This window comes from Streptomyces sp. NPDC003327 (assembly GCF_053589515.1).
The window spans coordinates 137,741-156,880 of record NZ_JBSFSA010000005.1 but is presented as its reverse complement, the minus strand read 5'-3'; the positions used below and the strand labels follow the sequence as shown (position 1 = coordinate 156,880).

The 19,140-nt window shown below is 73.6% G+C and carries 10 protein-coding genes; 8 read left to right on the top strand and 2 right to left on the bottom strand.

The features are described 5' to 3' along the window. Positions 1-79: 79 nt before the first annotated feature. Entirely contained in the window at positions 80-1,204 is a 1,125-nt protein-coding gene (locus ACWDVG_RS06695; RefSeq protein ID WP_309054002.1) for a GuaB3 family IMP dehydrogenase-related protein, read from the top strand. Between the two features lie 102 nt (positions 1,205-1,306). Here the strand turns inward: ACWDVG_RS06695 and ACWDVG_RS06690 are convergent, their stop codons facing one another. Beyond that, positions 1,307-2,548 (bottom strand): nucleotide sugar dehydrogenase, encoded by a 1,242-nt coding sequence (locus ACWDVG_RS06690; protein WP_451696840.1) that lies wholly within the window; start codon positions 2,546-2,548, stop codon positions 1,307-1,309. 335 nt (positions 2,549-2,883) lie between these two features. On the opposite strand from ACWDVG_RS06690, the gene ACWDVG_RS06685 reads away from it, so the two are divergent. The 6 genes from ACWDVG_RS06685 to ACWDVG_RS06660 all read left to right on the top strand — a co-directional run bounded on the left by ACWDVG_RS06685 (position 2,884) and on the right by ACWDVG_RS06660 (position 15,997). Beyond that, entirely contained in the window at positions 2,884-4,590 is a 1,707-nt protein-coding gene (locus tag ACWDVG_RS06685; RefSeq protein ID WP_451696838.1) for a glycerol-3-phosphate dehydrogenase/oxidase, read from the top strand. 251 nt (positions 4,591-4,841) lie between these two features. Then, positions 4,842-7,259, top strand: coding sequence for a serine/threonine-protein kinase (locus ACWDVG_RS06680; protein WP_451696837.1), 2,418 nt, complete (start codon positions 4,842-4,844; stop codon positions 7,257-7,259). A gap of 74 nt (positions 7,260-7,333) precedes the next feature. After that, a complete protein-coding gene (locus tag ACWDVG_RS06675; RefSeq protein WP_451696835.1) occupies positions 7,334-10,291 on the top strand; it encodes a protein kinase in 2,958 nt (985 codons plus the stop codon). Between the two features lie 170 nt (positions 10,292-10,461). Beyond that, positions 10,462-12,216, top strand: coding sequence for a protein kinase domain-containing protein (locus tag ACWDVG_RS06670; RefSeq protein WP_451696834.1), 1,755 nt, complete (start codon positions 10,462-10,464; stop codon positions 12,214-12,216). A 202-nt stretch (positions 12,217-12,418) separates the two neighbouring features. Then, a complete protein-coding gene (locus tag ACWDVG_RS06665; RefSeq protein WP_451696833.1) occupies positions 12,419-14,128 on the top strand; it encodes a succinic semialdehyde dehydrogenase in 1,710 nt (569 codons plus the stop codon). A 39-nt stretch (positions 14,129-14,167) separates the two neighbouring features. After that, positions 14,168-15,997, top strand: coding sequence for a GMC oxidoreductase (locus ACWDVG_RS06660; RefSeq protein ID WP_451696831.1), 1,830 nt, complete (start codon positions 14,168-14,170; stop codon positions 15,995-15,997). A 740-nt stretch (positions 15,998-16,737) separates the two neighbouring features. Here ACWDVG_RS06660 and ACWDVG_RS06655 read toward each other — a convergent pair. After that, the gene (locus ACWDVG_RS06655; RefSeq protein ID WP_451696829.1) at positions 16,738-17,031 is read right to left on the bottom strand and encodes a chorismate mutase; all 294 of its coding nucleotides are present in this window, start codon (positions 17,029-17,031) and stop codon (positions 16,738-16,740) included. Positions 17,032-17,361: 330 nt separating this feature from the next. Between ACWDVG_RS06655 and guaA the strand changes: the two genes are divergently transcribed. Next, entirely contained in the window at positions 17,362-18,963 is a 1,602-nt protein-coding gene (gene guaA, locus ACWDVG_RS06650; protein WP_451696827.1) for a glutamine-hydrolyzing GMP synthase, read from the top strand. The last annotated feature ends 177 nt before the right edge of the window (positions 18,964-19,140 follow it).

Sequence of the window (19,140 nt, the reverse complement as noted above, 5' to 3'; positions counted from 1 at the left end):
GGCATGTGGCCGGAGCCGCCCCCCGCGCGTGTGTCGGGGATACTGGTAGGCGCAGACATAGAGGGAAAGGCCACACATCGTGACTGAGATCGAGATCGGGCGCGGCAAGCGCGGCCGCAGGGCGTACGCGTTCGACGACATCGCCGTCGTACCGAGCCGGCGCACCCGGGACCCGAAGGAGGTCTCGATCGCCTGGCAGATCGACGCCTACCGCTTCGAGCTGCCCTTCCTGGCCGCCCCCATGGACTCGGTCGTCTCGCCGCAGACCGCCATCCGCATCGGCGAGCTCGGCGGCCTCGGCGTCCTCAACCTCGAGGGCCTGTGGACCCGGTACGAGGACCCGCAGCCGCTGCTCGACGAGATCGCCGAGCTGGACGAGGCCACCGCGACCCGCCGTCTGCAGGAGATCTACGCGGCTCCGATCAAGGAGGAGCTGATCGGGCAGCGCATCAAGGAGGTGCGCGACTCCGGCGTCGTCACCGCCGCCGCGCTCTCCCCGCAGCGCACCGCGCAGTTCTCCAAGGCCGTCGTCGACGCCGGCGTGGACATCTTCGTCATCCGCGGCACGACGGTCTCCGCCGAGCACGTCTCCGGCGCGGCCGAGCCGCTCAACCTCAAGCAGTTCATCTACGAGCTGGACGTGCCGGTCATCGTCGGCGGCTGCGCCACCTACACCGCGGCCCTGCACCTGATGCGCACCGGCGCGGCGGGCGTCCTGGTCGGCTTCGGCGGCGGCGCCGCGCACACCACCCGCAACGTCCTGGGCATCCAGGTCCCGATGGCGACCGCCGTCGCCGACGTGGCCGCGGCCCGTCGCGACTACATGGACGAGTCCGGCGGCCGGTACGTGCACGTCATCGCGGACGGCGGTGTCGGCTGGTCCGGTGACCTGCCGAAGGCGATCGCCTGCGGTGCCGACGCGGTCATGATCGGCTCCCCGCTGGCGCGCGCGACGGACGCGCCCGGCAAGGGCCACCACTGGGGCATGGAGGCCGTCCACGAGGACGTGCCGCGCGGCAAGCTGGTCGACCTGGGCATCGTCGGCACCACCGAGGAGATCCTCGCCGGGCCCTCGCACACCCCGGACGGCTCGATGAACTTCTTCGGCGCCCTGCGCCGCGCGATGGCCACCACGGGCTACAGCGAGCTCAAGGAGTTCCAGCGCGTCGAGGTGACGGTCGCGGACGCGCAGCACAAGCGCTGACCACCCGTACGCGTCGGAGGGGCCCCGCACCGGACGGTGCGGGGCCCCTTTTCGTACCCGGAGGCGGATGCCGCGCGGCGGCGGTTCCTCTGGGGCGGTTCCTCAGAGGCGGTGGGCGGCGCCTGCGGGGGTGACGCCCCGGGTGTCGAGGAGGAGCTGGGCCTTCACGGAGAGGCCCTGGAGGTCGTACGTGCGGTGGTGCTGGAGCAGGACCGTCAGGTCGGCGTGCGCGGCGGCCTCGTAGAGGGAGTCGGCGCGGGGGACGGGGAGGTCGCGGACGCGCCAGTCGGGGACGTGCGGGTCGTGGTAGCTGACGGCCGCGCCGAGGTCCATCAGCCTGCGGGCGATCTCGTCGGCGGGGGAGTTCTGCCGGTCGGCGAGGTCCGGCTTGTAGGTGATCCCGAGCAGCAGGACGCGGGCGCCGCGGGCCGACTTGCCGTGCTCGTTGAGGAGGGCGGCGGCGCGCTGGACGACGTACTGCGGCATGCGTTCGTTGACCTGGCCGGCGAGTTCGACGAGACGGAGCGGGCGGTGGGCGCCGACGAAGTCGACGGGGACGCCGTGGCCGCCGACACCGGGGCCGGGCCGGAAGGCCTGGAAGCCGAAGGGCTTGGTCTCGGCGCAGCGGATGACGTCCCAGAGGTCCACGCCGAGTTCGTGGCAGAGGACCGCCATCTCGTTCACCAGGGCGATGTTGACGTGCCGGAAGTTGGTCTCCAGGAGCTTGACGGTCTCGGCCTCGCGGGGGCCACGCGCGCGTACCACCTTGTCGGTGAGCCGGCCGTAGAACGCCGCGGCGGATTCGGTGCAGGCCGGGGTGAGGCCGCCGATGACCTTGGGGGTGCCCGCGAAGGCGTGCGTACGGCTGCCGGGGTCGAGGCGGCCGGGGGAGTACGCGAGGTGGAAGTCGCGTCCGGCGCGCAGCCCGGAGCCCGATTCGAGCAGGTCGCGCAGGAGGCCCTCGGTGGTGCCCGGCGGGACGGGCGATTCGAGCAGGACGGTGGTGTGGGGGCGCAGCCGGGCGGCGAGGGCGGTGGCGGCGGCGGTCACGTCCGTGAGGTCGAGGGTGCCGTCGGGGGCGAGGGGGGTGGGCGCGCAGAGGACGGCGGTGCGGACCCGGCCGAGTTCGGCGGGGTCGGTGGTGGGGCGGAAGCCCCGGGAGAGCATCCGGCGGATCTCCGAGGCGGTGAGGGAGCCGTCGACCGGGGGCCGGCCCGCGGCGAGGTCGGTGGCGGGGCGGGGGTCGGGGTCGTAGCCGACGGTGGCGATGCCCGCGGCGGTGGCGGCTTGGGCGAGGGGGAGTCCGTGGTGGCCGAGGCCGATGACGGCGAGATCAGCGGGCATGGAGGGTGGGCCGTCCTTCCCATTAGCCGGAGGGGACGCGGTCCGCAAGCCCGGTGGACAGAACGGGGCGAACGCAATGTCAGACTAGGCGTAAATATGACCGATATGTGGCATTACGGGGCCGAAGGTCGCCGAGTGTTATCCACAGGCTGGGGGAGAGGCGGTGGCTGAAGTCGCGGAGGCGGGCCAGAATCGAGCTGTGAGCCGGACCACACGGGCCCGGCTCGCGGGCTGGACGGACGTGCGGCGGTTCGGTGGTTCGGCCGGGCTGCCGTTCGGCCGGGCAGGGTCCGGCTCTGCAGCGGGACAGACGGGGGCGACAGGAGGCGACAGCCGTGAGGACAGCGACACTGGGACCCGCCGAGCGCGTCGAGGCGTTGGCGGCCATGGCCGAGCGCGAGCTCGACGTGCTGGTGGTCGGCGCGGGGGTGGTCGGCGCGGGCACGGCCCTCGACGCCGCCACGAGAGGACTCTCCACCGGCATCGTCGAGGCCCGCGACTGGGCCTCCGGCACGTCGAGCCGGTCCAGCAAGCTGATCCACGGCGGCCTGCGCTACCTGGAGATGCTCGACTTCGCGCTCGTACGGGAGGCGCTGAAGGAGCGCGGACTGCTCCTGGAGCGGCTCGCACCCCACCTGGTGAAGCCCGTGCCGTTCCTCTACCCCCTCCAGCACAAGGGCTGGGAGCGGCTGTACGCGGGCTCGGGCGTCGCGCTGTACGACGCGATGTCCGTCTCCTCGGGCCACGGCCGGGGCCTGCCCGTCCACCGGCACCTCTCCCGGCGCCACGCCCTGCGGGTCGCCCCGTGCCTGCGGAAGGACGCCCTGGTCGGCGCCCTCCAGTACTACGACGCCCAGATGGACGACGCCCGCTTCGTCACCACCCTCGTGCGCACCGCCGCGTCCTACGGGGCGCGGGCCGCGAGCCGGGCCCGTGTCGTCGGCTTCCTGCGCGAGGGCGAGCGGGTCGTCGGCGCCCGGGTCCAGGACGTCGAGACGGGCGGCGAGTACGAGATCCGGGCGAAGCAGCTCGTCAACGCCACCGGAGTGTGGACGGACGACACCCAGGCCCTCATCGGCGAGCGCGGGCAGTTCCACGTCCGCGCCTCCAAGGGCATCCACCTGGTCGTCCCCAAGGACCGCATCCACTCGACGACCGGACTGATCCTGCGCACCGAGAAGTCCGTGCTGTTCGTGATCCCCTGGGGCCGGCACTGGATCGTCGGCACCACCGACACCGAGTGGGACCTCGACAAGGCCCACCCGGCCGCCTCCAGCGCCGACATCGACTACCTCCTGGAACACGTCAACAGCGTGCTCGCGACCCCGCTCACCCGGGACGACGTGCAGGGCGTCTACGCCGGACTGCGGCCGCTGCTCGCGGGCGAGTCGGACGCCACCAGCAAGCTCTCCCGCGAGCACACCGTCGCCCACCCGGTGCCGGGCCTCGTCGTCGTGGCCGGCGGCAAGTACACGACGTACCGCGTCATGGCCAAGGACGCGGTAGACGAGGCGGTGCACGCCCTCGACCAGCGCGTCGCGCCCTGCGTCACCGAGGACACCCCGCTCCTCGGCGCCGAGGGCTACCGGGCCCTGTGGAACGCGCGGGCCAGGATCGCCGCGCGCACGGGCCTGCACGTGGTGCGCGTCGAGCATCTCCTGAACCGCTACGGCTCCCTGACGGAGGAGGTCCTCGCCCTGATCGCCGAGGACCCGCGGCTCGGTGAGCCGCTCGCCGCGGCCGACGACTACCTCCGCGCCGAAGTCGTCTACGCGGCCTCGCACGAGGGCGCGCGCCACCTCGACGACGTCCTCACCCGACGGACCCGCATCTCCATCGAGACCTTCGACCGGGGGACGCGGAGCGCGCGGGAGTGCGCCGAGTTGATGGCGCCGGTCCTCGGCTGGGACGCGCAGCAGATCGAGAAGGAGGTCGAGCACTACGAGAAGCGGGTCCAGGCCGAGCGGGAGTCGCAGCGGCAGCCCGACGACCTGACGGCGGACGCCGCCCGGCTGGGCGCGCCCGACATCGTGCCGATCTGACGGTACGTCCGGACGGGGGCGCCGCGGGGGGAGGGAGAGACGGTGTGTGGAGATTCCGTGCGGGGGTCGCACGGAGATGCGTGTCCTGAGGGAACCTCGGAGCCGTACCGGGGCGTCGTCATCCCGGAGTACGGACCCGGGGACGCCGCCGGTCCCGAGGTGAGGGACAATGGGCTCTCTTCCAGGGCGGGTTAACGCATCGTGCGGGAAGCGGCAGACGCGGCGAAGATCAGGGATCGCAGAGGGGACGCATGTCGGAGGCGGAGCAGTCGCGGGACACGGCGAAGGACCCCCGGCGGGACGCTGCCGCGGGTGCCCTGACCGGCGGCGACCGAGGTGCGGTCCCGGCCGCGCGCGAGGCGGAGCGGGACACGGGGTCCGACGGGCCGACCGGGTCGAAGGCGTCGGGCGGGTCCGACGACGGAGCGGTGACGGCCGACGCTGCAGCGAGGGACGACGTGAGGGCCGTGGGCGGAAACCAGGCTGTCGGCATGGCGGCTGACGGTGTGGCGGCTGACGGCGCGAAGACTGACGCTGCGAAGGCTGAGCCGCCGACGCAGCCGGAGCGGGAGCCGGAGCGGACGTCGGAGCGGGAGACAGAGGCCGGGGCCCAGGACGCCAGGCCCGGTGACGTCACCGCGACCGGGCGCCTGCGCGGCACCGAGCCCTCCACCGGGAGTGCCGGATTCGGCGCGGGCGACGGCGACGGCGGCACCGCGCCCCGCGGCGACCGCTTCCGCAAGGGTGCCCCCGGCGGCCCCGCGTCGAACGAGGGCCGTCTGCTCGCGGGCCGCTACCGCCTCGACGGGGTCCTCGGCCGCGGCGGCATGGGAACGGTCTGGCGCGCCGTCGACGAGACCCTCGGCCGCACGGTCGCCGTGAAGGAGCTCCGCTTCCCCAGCAGCATCGACGAGGACGAGAAGCGACGCCTCATCACCAGGACCCTGCGCGAGGCGAAGGCCATCGCCCGGATCCGCAACAACGGCGCCGTGACGGTCTACGACGTGGTCGACGAGGACGACCGCCCCTGGATCGTCATGGAGCTCATCGAGGGCAAGTCGCTCGCCGACGCCGTGCGCGAGGACGGCGTCCTCACGCCCCGGCGCGCCGCCGAGGTCGGCCTCGCCATCCTCGACGTCCTGCGGTCGGCGCACCGCGAGGGCATCCTCCACCGCGACGTGAAGCCGTCCAACGTGCTCATCGCCGAGGACGGCCGGGTCGTCCTCACCGACTTCGGCATCGCCCAGGTGGAGGGCGACCCGTCCATCACCTCCACCGGCATGCTCGTCGGCGCCCCCTCGTACATCTCGCCGGAGCGCGCCCGCGGCCACAAGCCCGGGCCCGCCGCCGACCTGTGGTCGCTCGGCGGCCTCCTCTACGCGGCGGTCGAGGGCAGCCCGCCGTACGACAAGGGCTCCGCCATCGCGACCCTCACCGCGGTGATGACCGAGCCGGTCGACCCGCCGAAGAACGCCGGCCCCGAGCTGGAGCAGGTCATCTACGGCCTCCTCGCGAAGGACCCGGCCCAGCGCCTCGATGACGCCCGCGCCCGGGTCCTGCTGCGGGCCGTGCTCGACGCGCCCGTCGCCGCGCCCGAACCGGCCCCCGACGTCACCCGCGCGATCCCGCTGCCGCCCCGCCCCGCCCAGGGACCGGCGGACGCGGTCACCGCGCGGGAGAAGGCCCCCGAGGCGGCGACCGACCGCGTGCGGGGCGCCCTCAAGTCCGTACGGAACGCGGCCGCGGCGGCGAAGGCGGCCGAGCAGAAGCCGCAGCAGGCGGCCCGCCCGAAGCCGGGAGCCGAGCCCGGGAGGGCCGGCGGCCGGCCGGCGCCGACCCGCGCGCCGCTGACCGACGTCGTCCCGCGCCGCACGCTGGTGATCATCGCCGCCGTGGCCGTCCTCGCCGTGCTCGGCACCATCCTGGCGGTCTCCCTCGGCGGTGACGGCACCAAGAACGAGGGCAAGGGCAGCGGCGGCACCACCGCCTCCGCCGGAGCCACGACCGGCGGTGACGGCGGTTCCGGTACGAACGGCGGCGACGGGCAGTCGCCCGGCGGCCCCGGCCAGCAGGGCGGCGCGCAGCCCGGCGACGCCGGGTCGACCGGATCGACGGGCACGACGGGCACCACCGGTGCGACGGGTACGACGCCCACGGGCGGCCAGACCGGCACCACGCCGTCGGGCGAGCCCGGCGGCTCCGGCGCGAAGCTGCCCACCGGCTACACCCTCGTCACCAACGACCGCTTCCACTTCTCCATGGCGATGCCCGCCGGTTTCCGGCTCCAGTCGATAGCGGGCTACAACTCCGGCGGCATTTTCAGCGAGAACGGCGGCTTCCCGCGCGTCCAGGTCGACTTCAACGACAGTCCGAAGGCCGACGCGGCGGCCGCCTGGGCGGCGGCCATGACGGGCGTCGCCGCCACCAGCAACGGCTACAAGCACATCGGCATCAAGCCGGTCGCGTACAACGGCTACCCGACCGTCGCCGACTGGGAGTTCGAGCGCACGCAGAAGGGCGTGCGGGTCCGCATCCTCAACCGCGGCTTCAAGGTCGACGCCGACCGCGGCTACTCCATCATGATCAGCTGCGAATCGGGCAAGTGGAACAGTGCGGAGTGCCGGACGCTGAGGGAGACGGCGTTCGCGACGTTCAGCCCCAAGGACTGACCGGCGCACGTATCGTGAGAGTCCGAGGGATCCGCGGGTCCACGGGGGACAGTGCGCACGCGTGGGGAGGCGTCGTGGACGAGTACGCGGGAAGGGTGCTCGCGGACCGCTACCGCCTGCCCCGGACGCCGACGGACGGGGACGCGGCCGGTCCCGAACACGCCGAGACACGTGCCTTCGACACCTACAGCGGGCAGGAGGTCCTGGTCCGTCAGGTGCCGCTGCCCGAGTTCGTGGACGCCGAGGTCGTCGACGACGGGTACGGCGCCGCCGTGCCGTACGGTCGCGCGGGCGGCGGGGCGACCCGCCGCCCGGCCGAGCCCGTCGTGCGCCGGGCGATCGAGGCGGCCCAGGCCGCCGCGCAGATCCCCGACCACCCTTTACTGGACCAGGTCTTCGACGTGTTCGCCGAGGCCGGTTCGCTGTGGATAGTGAGCGAACTGGTGACCGCCAGGCCGCTGGCGTCCTTCCTCGCCGAGCGCCCGCTGAACCCCTACCGCGCGGCCGAGATAGGCGCCGACGTCCTCACCGCCCTGCGCGCGCTGCACGCCCACGGCTGGGTCCACCGGAACATCACCCCGCGCACGGTCCTCGTCTGCGACGACGGCCGCGTCGTCCTCTCGGGCCTTGCCGTCGGCGCCGCCGAGGAGGCCCTGTGCGGCTACGCGCCGGTGCCGGAGGCGGAGCCGTGGGCGGAGGACGCCGAGTACGCCGCCACTGATACGTACGCCTCGGAGGCGTACGAGCCGCCGTACGAGCCGCCCTACGGGGCCTCGCGGCCGGGTGAGTTCGACGGCGAGGAGGTCTACGAGGCGGAGGTCTACGAGGAGGCCGACGCCGCGGAGGAGACGGGCGAGGACGACACCACGTACGGGTCGGACACGTACGGGTCGGACACGTACGGGTCGGACACGTACGGGGTGGACACGTACGGGGCCGGCGCCGACGAGGCCGAGCCGGAGGCCGACCCTGACGCCGATCCGGACTCCGACCCGGACCCCGACCCCGAGCCGTACGGCAGCCTGCCCTACGGGGCCGACCCTTACGGGCGCGCGGCGAAGCCCCGCACCGCCACGCCCCGGGCCGAGTTGCCGCCCGCCACCCCCGCGCCCACCGCCGACGTGCGGGCCGCGCGCGCCGGGGCCATCGCCGCGTACCGGGCGGGCGCCCGCGCCGCCGCCCGGATCGGCGAGACGGGCGCCCTGCCCGTACAGCGCCCCGCACCGCAGGAACCGCCCGCACCGCAGGAACCGCCCGCGGAACCCGGGACGTCCGCCGCGACCGTACCGCCGTCGCCGCCCGTCGCTCCCGGGCCTCCGGCCGGACCGCCCGAGCCGCAGTGGTGGTCCAAGACCCCGGACGAGGACGGGGACGCGGACGAGGACGATGACGACGACGCGCCGTACGACGACGGGTACGGCGCCGCCGGTCCGCCGCCGCGCCCGAAGCTGGCCGGGAACTGGAGCGACGGCCCGCACGCCGCACGGGACGCCTCGGGGCCGATCCCCGCGGGCGGCGGCCCGGCCCTGCCCGGTCAGGGCCGCGGTGTCCCCGCGCTGCCCGCCGGCTACACCGCGGCGTCCCCGCAGGGGGCTCCGCGCGCCCCCGTGCCCGCGCAGCCGCACGCCCCCGACGGGCAGGAGGCCGCCTACCGGGGCCCCACCACCCGACGCGCCGCCGAGCGCGCCCGGCAGACCCGGATCGCGGTCGTCGGCGCCGTCACCGAACGCTGGGCGCCCGAGCAGGCCGGCCCCGTGCACGAGAACTGGCGGCTCGCCCCGCCCATCGGCCCGGCCACCGACCTGTGGGCGCTCGGCGCGCTCCTCTACCGGTCCGTCCAGGGACACGCCCCCTACCCCGAGGACAACGCCGCCGAACTGGTCCAGCTCGTCTGCGCCGAGCCGCCCGCCTTCGCGGAGGAGTGCGGGCCGCTGCGCCCGGTCGTGGAGTCCCTGCTGCGCCAGGACCCCACCGAGCGCCCCGACGTCGAGGAGCTGCGCGGCTGGCTGCGCTCCCTCGTCCGCTCCGCGCCCGAACCGGAGGCGGGTCTCGGCGTCGTACCGGTCCCGTCCTTCGACGAGACCCGGCTGCCGATCAAGCGCCGTCGCGGCGATCTCGTACGCCGTCGCCGTGGGGGAGCCGGAGCGGGTCGGCACCGGCAGAAGCGCGCCAGGGAGCCGCGCCCGGTCCCGCGCGAGGACTTCGACGAAGAGCTGCCGCAGTACGCCGACCACGCCCCCGACCTCCCGCGCGCGCCGCGCGCCCCGCGCCCCTCCAGCGCCGGGCGTTCGCCGCACTCGCCGCGCTCGTCGCGTTCGCCGCGCTCGCTCGGCCTCGTGCTGCTGCTCCTGATCCTCGCCCTGCTCGCCGGAGCCGTCGCGTACGCGGTCCTCGCCATGCCCGGCAAGGGCGAGACGCCCGCGGCTCCCGGCGCCCCGGGCAAGGGCACTTCGTCGGCGCCCACGTCCGCGGGGCCCGGCACCACCGCCCCGAGCGGACCGGCCACCACCCCGCCGGCCACCACGCCGCCGTCGACCACGGCGGCCCCGCCGCCCGCCGCCTCCTCCGGCCCCGCGCTGGCCGCCGGGTACGTCCTGCGCGAGGACCCCGAGGGGTTCCGGGTCGGCGTCCCGCGCGACTGGCGGCGCAGCCCCATCAACGACGCCGGCCAAGTTCGCTACGTCGGCGGCGACTTCACTCTGATCGTCGTCCCCGGCCGGGACTCCGTGCGCGAGAACGGCTCGGACCCGCTGGAGTACCAGAACACCAGGGAACGCGAGCTGGATCCGTGGCGGGCGTCCAGTTGGTCCGGCGCGGAGCGCACGCGCCGGGTCGACATCGGCAGGACGGCGACGGCGACGGGCAACTACTGGTGGCTGGACGGCAGCGGCCGCGAGGTGTTCGTCCGCAACCTCGCGCTCATCGAGGGCGGCCGCTACTACGTCGTGCAGGTCATCGGCCCGTACACCGAGCGGGAGAAGGTCTCGGAGATCTACGACGAGGCCGTGAAGGCGTTCCGCGCGGGCACGTAGGAGTCGCGCGGCGGCACGTGAGGGGCGCGTGGACGGGCACGTGGGGGGAGGCCGACCGGAGGGAGGCGAACAGGCCGCCGGTCACAGTGCTGTTCCTATGGCCGCCCCGAGGTTCCGCCGTCCGTACCCCCCTCCGTAACCTGGCACGAGAAGGAACGGGGCGGGGGCACGTGGATCATTCTCAGGACACAGGGGCGGGGCTGCTGCTCGCCGGTCGGTACCGGCTGGGCGAGTCCATCGGGCGCGGCGGCATGGGCAAGGTCTGGCGCGCGCACGACGAGGTGCTGCACCGGGTGGTGGCCGTCAAGGAACTGACGGCCGGACGGTTCGTGGCGGAGGCCGACCGGCTCGTCCTGCACGCCCGGACGCAGAAGGAGGCGCGGGCGGCCGCCCGCATCACCCACCCCGGTGTGGTGACCGTCCACGACGTCCTCGAACACGACGACCGGCCGTGGATCGTCATGCAGTACGTCGACGGCCCCTCGCTCGCCGACGCCGCCAAGGAGGCCGGCACGATCGAGCCGCGCGAGGCCGCCCGGATCGGGCTGCACGTCCTCGGTGCCCTGCGCGCCGCCCACGCGGCCGGGGTGCTGCACCGGGACGTCAAGCCGGGCAACGTCCTGCTGGCGCGGGACGGGCGCGTCCTGATCACCGACTTCGGCATCGCGGCCATCGAGGGCGACTCGACGATCACCCGGACCGGTGAACTCGTCGGCTCCATCGACTATCTGGCGCCCGAGCGGGTACGGGGAGGCGATCCCGGCCCCGCCTCCGACCTCTGGTCCCTCGGCGCGACGCTGTACACGGCCGTGCAGGGCACCTCGCCCTTCCGCAGGACCTCCCCGATCAGCACGATGCAGGCCGTCGTGGCCGAGGAGCCGCCGTTCCCGGAGAAGGCGGGCCCGCTCGCGCCGGTGATCGTGGCGCTGCTGCGCAAGGACCCGGACCAGCGGCCGCGGGCGGACGAGGCGGAGCGGATGATGCTCGACGCGATGGAGGGGCGGAACCCGCAGACCGCGCAGGCGTACGTGCCGACCCAGCGCGTGCCGATGTCCACGGAAACGGCCCCCGAACCGATCCCGGGCCCGGCGGCGTCCGGCCAGCCCTCCCGCCCGGCGGCGTCCGGCCCGGCGCCCGGATCGGCGAACGGCGCGCCGTCCTCCCCGGCCACCACCACCCCCTGGCCCCACCCGGCCCACCAGGCCCACTCGGCCCACCCGCACCACACGGGCCCCGCTGCCCCTGCTTCCCTCGCGTCCCCCGCGCCCCTCCCTTCCCGCGGTACGGGCTCCGGCGGCCGGGGCCGCTGGCGTACCGCCGTCCTGGCCGCCCTGCTCGCCGGGGTCGTCGCGGGCGGCGCCGTCTTCCTCGCCATGGAGTACGCGGGAGGCCGCGGCGGCGACCCGCGCGGCAAGGGCACCGGCACCGCGGCGGCCCCCGATCCGACCGGGACCGGCAAGCCCGAGGAGACCGTCCCGGCCGGCTGGCACCGCGTCGAGGACCCGGCGGGCTTCAGCCTGCTCGTACCGGACGGCTGGAAGCGGCAGAAGGAGGGCGACCAGATCGACTACACGCCGGACAACGGCCGCCACCGGATCCGGATCAGCATCGACCGGAGCCCCGACTTCGAGAACCCGTACATGCACGCCCTCGACCTGGAGCGCCTCCTCGAGAAGCGCATGGACTACAAGCGGATCAAGCTCACCCAGACCACCTACCGCGACCAGGTCCGCTCCTGTCTGTGGGAGTTCACCTGGACCGAGAAGAAGAACTTCCCCGGGCCGCGGCACGCGATCGACCAGATGTACTTCGAGGACGACGGCACCGAGTACGCGATCTACATGTCCTCGCCCGAGTCGAGCTGGGAGAAGACCCGCGAGCAGTTCGACATCGTGGTCCAGCACTGGCGCGCCCCGGGCGACTGAGCGGTACCGGAAGAGTCGCCGGAACGGAGCCGCCGGAGCGCGGGTCGTCGGGGCGGAAAAATCTCCGCAGCCTCCCTCTCTCGACCGTAAGGCCGCTGATCAGGGCTTATGCGCCAGTGATCGCTGGCGCAATGTGAGCGCACCGTGAAAACGCGTTACCGACGGGTACCCAAAGGTCGGAACGCGGCCTACTCTCGCCCTCATGACGGACTCGCAGGCCCCCGCCGCCCCCTCGGTTCCCGCCGACACCGCCGCCGACACCGACTCCGGCACGGACGCCCGCCCGGACGCCGCCGCCGGGGCGCCCCGCCCCGCCGCGCCCGCCGGTGCCACCAACCCGGTCGCGCCCGCGCCCGCCGGCGCGCGGACGGCCGCCGACGTCGTGACGCCCGACCTGGTCGCCCGGCTCACCCGGGGTGTCGTCGGCTCCGGCCGCACCGCCAACCACACCCCCTTCACCGGGCAGAAGCTGGCGGACCTTCCCGAGTCCACCCCCGAGGACGTCGCCGAGGCCTTCGCCCGCGCCCGCGCGGCCCAGGCCGCCTGGGCCGCGACCCCCGTCCGGGCCCGCGCCGCCGTCCTCCTCCGCTTCCACGACCTGGTCCTCCAGCGCCAGGCGGAGGTCCTCGACCTCATCCAGCTGGAGACCGGCAAGGCGCGGCTGCACGCCCACGAAGAGGTCCTCGCGGTGGCGGTCGCCGCCCGCCACTACGGCCGCAAGGCCCCCTCGTACCTGCGCCCCAAGCGGCACACCGGCGTCGTCCCGACCCTCACCAAGGTCACCGAGCTGCGCCAGCCGCGCGGAGTCGTCGGCCAGATCGCACCCTGGAACTACCCCCTGGAACTCTCGGTCGGCGACGCGCTGCCCGCCTTCGTCTCCGGCAACGCCGTCGTGATGAAGCCCGACACCGAGACCGCGCTCACCGCGCTGTGGGCCCGCGAGCTGCTCGTGGAGGCCGGTCTGCCCGCCGAGGTCTTCCAGGTCGTCCTCGGTGACGGCCCGGTCGTCGGCCCCGCGGTCGTCGCCCACGGCGACTACGTCTCGTTCACCGGCTCCACCCGCACCGGCCGCGTGGTCGCGCAGGGCGCCGCCGCCCGCCTCGTCGGCGTCTCCCTCGAACTCGGCGGCAAGAACGCCATGCTCGTCCTGAAGGACGCCGACATCGAGAAGGCCGCCGCCGGAGCCGTCCGCGCCTGCTTCTCTTCCGCCGGGCAGCTCTGCATCTCCATCGAGCGGCTCTACGTGCACGAGTCGATCGCCGACGCCTTCCTCGACCGCTTCGCCGCCCGCACCAGGGCCATGCGCCTCGGCAACTCCCTCTCCTACGGCGCCGACATGGGCTCCCTCGTCGGCGAGCGGCAGCTGGAGACCGTCAGCCGGCACGTCGAGGAGGCCGTCGCCAAGGGCGCCCGGCTCGTCGCGGGCGGCGTCGCCCGCCCCGACATCGGCCCCCTCTTCTACGAGCCGACGATCCTCGACGGCGTCGAGGCGCCGATGGCCGTCTGCGCCGAGGAGACCTTCGGCCCGGTCGTCTCCGTCTACCGCTTCACGGACGAGGACGAGGTGATCGCGCGCGCCAACGCCACCCCGTACGGACTGAACTCCTCCGTCTGGACGACGGACGCGCGCCGCGGCCACGCCGTCGCCGCCCGCCTCGCCACCGGCACGGTCAACATCAACGAGGGGTACGCCCCCGCGTACGGCAGCGTGCAGTCCCCGATGGGTGGCATGAAGGACTCCGGGCTCGGCCGCCGCCACGGCTCGGAGGGCATCCTCAAGTACACCGAGGCCCAGACCATCGCCCAGCAGCGACTGCTCCCGCTCGCGCCCTCCTTCGGCATGGACGACGAGAAGTACGCGGCGTTCATGAGCGTGTCCCTGAAGGCGATGAAGGCCCTCCGCCTGCGCTGACGCCCTTCCCCTTCCACCCCTTTTCGCACGAGGAGAGCCATGACCGCGGTACCCCCTGCCCAGAATCAGGGCGAGGACAGTGCGTACGACTACGACGTCATCGTCGTCGGCTCAGGCTTCGGCGGCTCGGTCACCGCCCTCCGCCTCACGGAGAAGGGCTACCGGGTCGGCGTCCTGGAGGCCGGTCGCCGCTTCACCCGCGCCACGCTCCCCAAGAACTCCTGGGACGTGAAGAACTTCCTCTGGGCGCCGGCCCTCGGCCTCTACGGAATCCAGCGCATCCACCTGCTCGGCAACGTCATGGTCCTCGCCGGCGCGGGCGTGGGCGGCGGCTCCCTCAACTACGCCAACACCCTCTACGTACCGCTCCAGCCGTTCTTCGACGACCCGCAGTGGAAGGACATCACCGACTGGCAGGACGAACTGCGGCCGTACTACGACCAGGCCAAGCGGATGCTCGGGGTCCGGCTCAACCCGACGATGACGCCGTCGGACGTCCACCTGAAGGCCGCCGCGCAGGCCATGGGCATCGGCGACACCTTCCACATGGCGCCCGTGGGCGTCTTCTTCGGCGACGGCCACGACGCCGGGGGCGGGACGAAGGCGAAGCCCGGCGACGAGGTCGCCGATCCGTACTTCGGCGGCGTCGGCCCGTCCCGGCGCGCCTGCTCCGAGTGCGGCGAGTGCATGACCGGCTGCCGCCACGGCGCCAAGAACACCCTCAACGAGAACTACCTCTACCTCGCCGAGAAGGCGGGCGCCGTCGTGCACCCCATGACCTCGGTCGTCGCCGTCACCGAGGACGCGCGCGGCGGCTACGCGGTCAGGACCCTGCCCACCGACAACCGGAAGAAGGGCAAGGGGCGCACGTTCACCGCCCGCCGCGTGGTGATCGCCGCCGGTACGTACGGGACGCAGACGCTGCTGCACCGGATGAAGGACACCGGCCTGCTGCCCCGGATCTCGGACCGGCTCGGCGAGCTGACCCGTACCAACTCCGAGGGCCTCGTCGGCGCGCAGACCACCGACCGCCGCTACCGCAAGCGGCACGGCAAGGAGAAGGCCGACTTCACCCGGGGCGTCGCCATCACCTCCTCCGTCCACCCGGACGAGAACACCCACATCGAGCCGGTGCGGTACGGCAAGGGGTCGAACTCGATGGGCAGCCTCACCGTCCTCCAGGTGCCCTACGGCGCCCACCGCGTGCGCAACTGGTTCCTGAACCTGCTCAGACACCCGGCGCTCGCCGCCCGCTCGCTCTCCAACTGGCGCTGGTCGGAGCGGACGATCATCGGGCTCGTCATGCAGTCCCTGGACAACTCCCTGACCACCTACCGCAAGCCCGGCGGCATCGGAAAGGGCCTGCTCACGGCCCGGCAGGGGCACGGGGCGCCGAACCCGACCCAGATCCGCGAGGCGACCCGGGCCGCCACCCTCCTCGCCGAGGAGATCAACGGCTTCCCCGGCTCGAACGTCGGCGAGCTGATGGGGACCCCGCTCACCGCGCACTTCCTGGGCGGCTGCCCGATCGGCGCCGACGCCGAGTCCGGCGTCATCGACCCGTACCACCGGCTCTACGGCCACCCCGGGATCTCCGTGGTCGACGGGGCCGCGGTCTCGGCCAACCTCGGGGTGAACCCGTCCCTGACGATCACCGCGCAGGCCGAGCGGGCCATGTCCTTCTGGCCGAACAAGGGCGAGGAGGACCCGCGGCCGCGCCAGGGCGAGGCGTACGTGCGGCTGGCGCCGGTCGAGCCGAAGTCACCCGCCGCTCCGGCCGAGGCCTTCGGCGCGCTGCGGCTGCCGTTCCTCGGGATGCCGACGGTCCGGCCGACAGTCCCGCCGGCGGTCCCGCCGAAGACGGACTGAGTGCGGGCGACGGGGCAGCGGGGCCGGTCACGGATGCCGGACACAGGAAAGGGCGCTGCACCCCCCTCCGAGTGCAGCGCCCCTCCAGCTTTGGTGTTGCTGCATAGATGACCCGCGGTCCCCGCGATTGGTTGTAGCGGTTGCACGAGATATTCATGTGACGCGCGTCACGTTCTGGTGCGGGCCGCATCCGGCCGTAGGCAGGCCGTCCTCAGGCAGGTCTTCAGGCAGGTCTTCAGGCCGGTGCCAGGTCGTACGAGCGAGGGCCCCGGGCCGCGATTCCGGTCGCGGCCACGGGGCCCTCGGGGTCGGCACCGGTGTCAGGGCAGCGGCGGTGCCGAGCGGGGCGGCGCCGGGGGGTCGCGCCGCGCGGGGGAGGGGAGTGGGAGGGGGGACGAGGGTCTTCGCGGTGTGCTGGCGGCCGCGGGTCGCGACCGGGAGGAGCCGGTTGCGGCCGGCCCCGGGCGTCCCCGGGACCGACCGCCCTTTCTGGGTGACCGGGCTGCTGTCCCCTGCCGTCCGGTCACGCGCGCTGGGGCGAGGTCCCACGACGTACCAGTGGTACGTCACACGCCCCAGCGAAGCCACGCGTGGTTTCTACGGGCCCGCCCCTGGCTGGCACGGACACCCGGACCAACGAAGCCCGGCGCGGGCCGGTCACGCGCCGTACGGGTGAGAGCGGGACCGAACTCAGGTCCGGGCACCCACTCAGAAGCGCCCCTCCCGCCCGCGGGCGTCCCTCAGATGCGGCCCCGGCACAGCTCCAGCATCGTCATCGCCAGCGCCGTGCCCGGCTTGCCCAGCGCGTCCCGGTAGTGGCCGAGCACCTCCATCTCGCGGGCCAGGTTCACCCGCCGGCCGCCCGAGGAGATGCGGGCCTCCTGGATGACGGCCGAGACGGCCATCCGCTCCTGGATGAGACCGATGATCCGGTCGTCGAGGGCGTCGATCCGCTCCCGGGCGCCGCCGATCAGCTCGGCCGCCTCGTCGGTACGGGCGCCGGTCTTCTCGGTGGTGGCGGTGTTCGTCGTCATGGTGGGGCTCCTCGGGGTGTCGGGTTCGGGAGCCCCGGGGCGGCACGGCCCGGAAACGGCGAGGCGCCCCGGGCCTTGTCGGCCCGGGGCGCCTCGGAAGTCGCTTGTCAGTTGCTCAAGCAGCACGACCATTGCAGCCGGTGGGCCGGTTGCCATAGGTAAAGACGAAGGTCGTGAGCGTGCGCATGGCACCAGTATGGACCCCGCCCCGGACGCCGGACCAAACGGGGTTCGGATGGTGAGACGAGAAGCGACCGTCGACACGCCGGTAGAATCGACAAATAACCCCCCCTTCGGGGGACACCCTCCTACCGCCGGAAGGCCGCCGTAGTGTCATCAGCGACCCCCGCTGCCGCGCCCGACGTCACCAACCCGGACGTAGTCCTCGTTGTCGACTTCGGCGCCCAGTACGCCCAGCTCATCGCCCGCCGAGTCCGTGAGGCCCGGGTCTACAGCGAGATCGTCCCGTCCACCATGCCGGTGGCCGAGATGCTGGCCAAGAACCCGAAGGCGATCATCCTCTCCGGCGGCCCGTCCTCCGTGTACGCGGAGGGCGCCCCCCGCCTCGACCGCGCGATCTTCGAGGCGGGTGTCCCCGTCTTCGGCATGTGCTACGGCTTCCAGCTGATGGCGACGACCCTCGGCGGCACCGTCGACAACACCGGAGCCCGCGAGTACGGCCGGACCCCGCTGCACGTCTCCAAGGCCGGCTCCACCCTCTTCGAGGGCACCCCGGTCGAGCAGTCCGTGTGGATGTCGCACGGCGACGCCTGCTCCGCCGCCCCCGAGGGCTTCTCCGTCACCGCCTCCACGGACGTCGTGCCGGTCGCCGCCTTCGAGAACGACGAGAAGAAGCTGTACGGCGTCCAGTACCACCCCGAGGTGCTGCACTCCACGCACGGCCAGCAGATCCTGGAGCACTTCCTCTACCGCGGCGCCGGCATCGAGCCCAGCTGGACCACCGGCAACGTCATCGAGGAGCAGGTCGCGGCCATCCGCGCCCAGGTCGGCAGCAAGCGCGCGATCTGCGGCCTCTCCGGCGGCGTCGACTCCGCCGTGGCCGCCGCCCTCGTCCAGAAGGCCATCGGCTCGCAGCTCACCTGCGTGTACGTCGACCACGGCCTGATGCGCAAGGGCGAGACCGAGCAGGTCGAGAAGGACTTCGTCGCCTCCACGGGCGTCAACCTGAAGGTCGTCGACGCACAGGAGCGGTTCCTCACCGCGCTCGCCGGCGTCTCCGACCCGGAGACCAAGCGGAAGATCATCGGCCGCGAGTTCATCCGCGTCTTCGAGCAGGCCCAGGCCGAGATCGTCGCCGAGGGCCACGCCGACGGCGAGGAGGTCGCCTTCCTCGTCCAGGGCACGCTCTACCCGGACATCGTCGAGTCCGGCGGCGGCACCGGCACCGCCAACATCAAGTCCCACCACAACGTGGGCGGCCTCCCCGAGGACCTGGAGTTCGAGCTCGTCGAGCCGCTGCGCCAGCTCTTCAAGGACGAGGTCCGCATGGTCGGCCAGGAGCTCGGCCTGCCGGAGGAGATCGTCCAGCGCCAGCCCTTCCCGGGCCCCGGCCTCGGCATCCGCATCGTCGGCGAGGTCACCAAGGAGCGCCTGGACCTGCTGCGCGAGGCCGACGCCATCGCCCGCGAGGAGCTCACCGCGGCCGGTCTCGACCGCGAGATCTGGCAGTGCCCGGTCGTGCTGCTCGCCGACGTCCGCTCCGTCGGCGTCCAGGGCGACGGCCGCACCTACGGTCACCCGATCGTGCTGCGCCCCGTCTCCTCCGAGGACGCCATGACGGCCGACTGGTCGCGCCTGCCCTACGAGGTGCTCGCCCGGATCTCGACCCGCATCACCAACGAGGTCGCCGACGTGAACCGTGTCGTCCTCGACGTCACGAGCAAGCCGCCGGGCACCATCGAGTGGGAGTGACCCCTCCCTTCGTACGCCGCTGAAGCCGCCGCTCCCCCCGCGACCACCGCGAGGGGCGGCGGCTTCGCCGCTTCCGGGGGACGTCCCGGCCGCATCTCAGCCCGCGACCGGTGTTCCCCTGCGGCGCGGGATCAGCCGGGCGGAGCCCGAACTCCTGTCGTCACACCATCGCTTCAC

Bases quoted from the DNA above. Each gene is read 5' to 3' on its own strand.
- ACWDVG_RS06690 (WP_451696840.1), bottom strand. From the start codon at position 2,548: ATGCCCGCTGATCTCGCCGTCATCGGCCTCGGCCACCACGGACTCCCC.
- ACWDVG_RS06680 (WP_451696837.1), top strand. From the start codon at position 4,842: ATGTCGGAGGCGGAGCAGTCGCGGGACACGGCGAAGGACCCCCGGCGG.
- ACWDVG_RS06665 (WP_451696833.1), top strand. From the start codon at position 12,419: ATGACGGACTCGCAGGCCCCCGCCGCCCCCTCGGTTCCCGCCGACACC.
- ACWDVG_RS06660 (WP_451696831.1), top strand. From the start codon at position 14,168: ATGACCGCGGTACCCCCTGCCCAGAATCAGGGCGAGGACAGTGCGTAC.
- ACWDVG_RS06655 (WP_451696829.1), bottom strand. From the start codon at position 17,031: ATGACGACGAACACCGCCACCACCGAGAAGACCGGCGCCCGTACCGAC.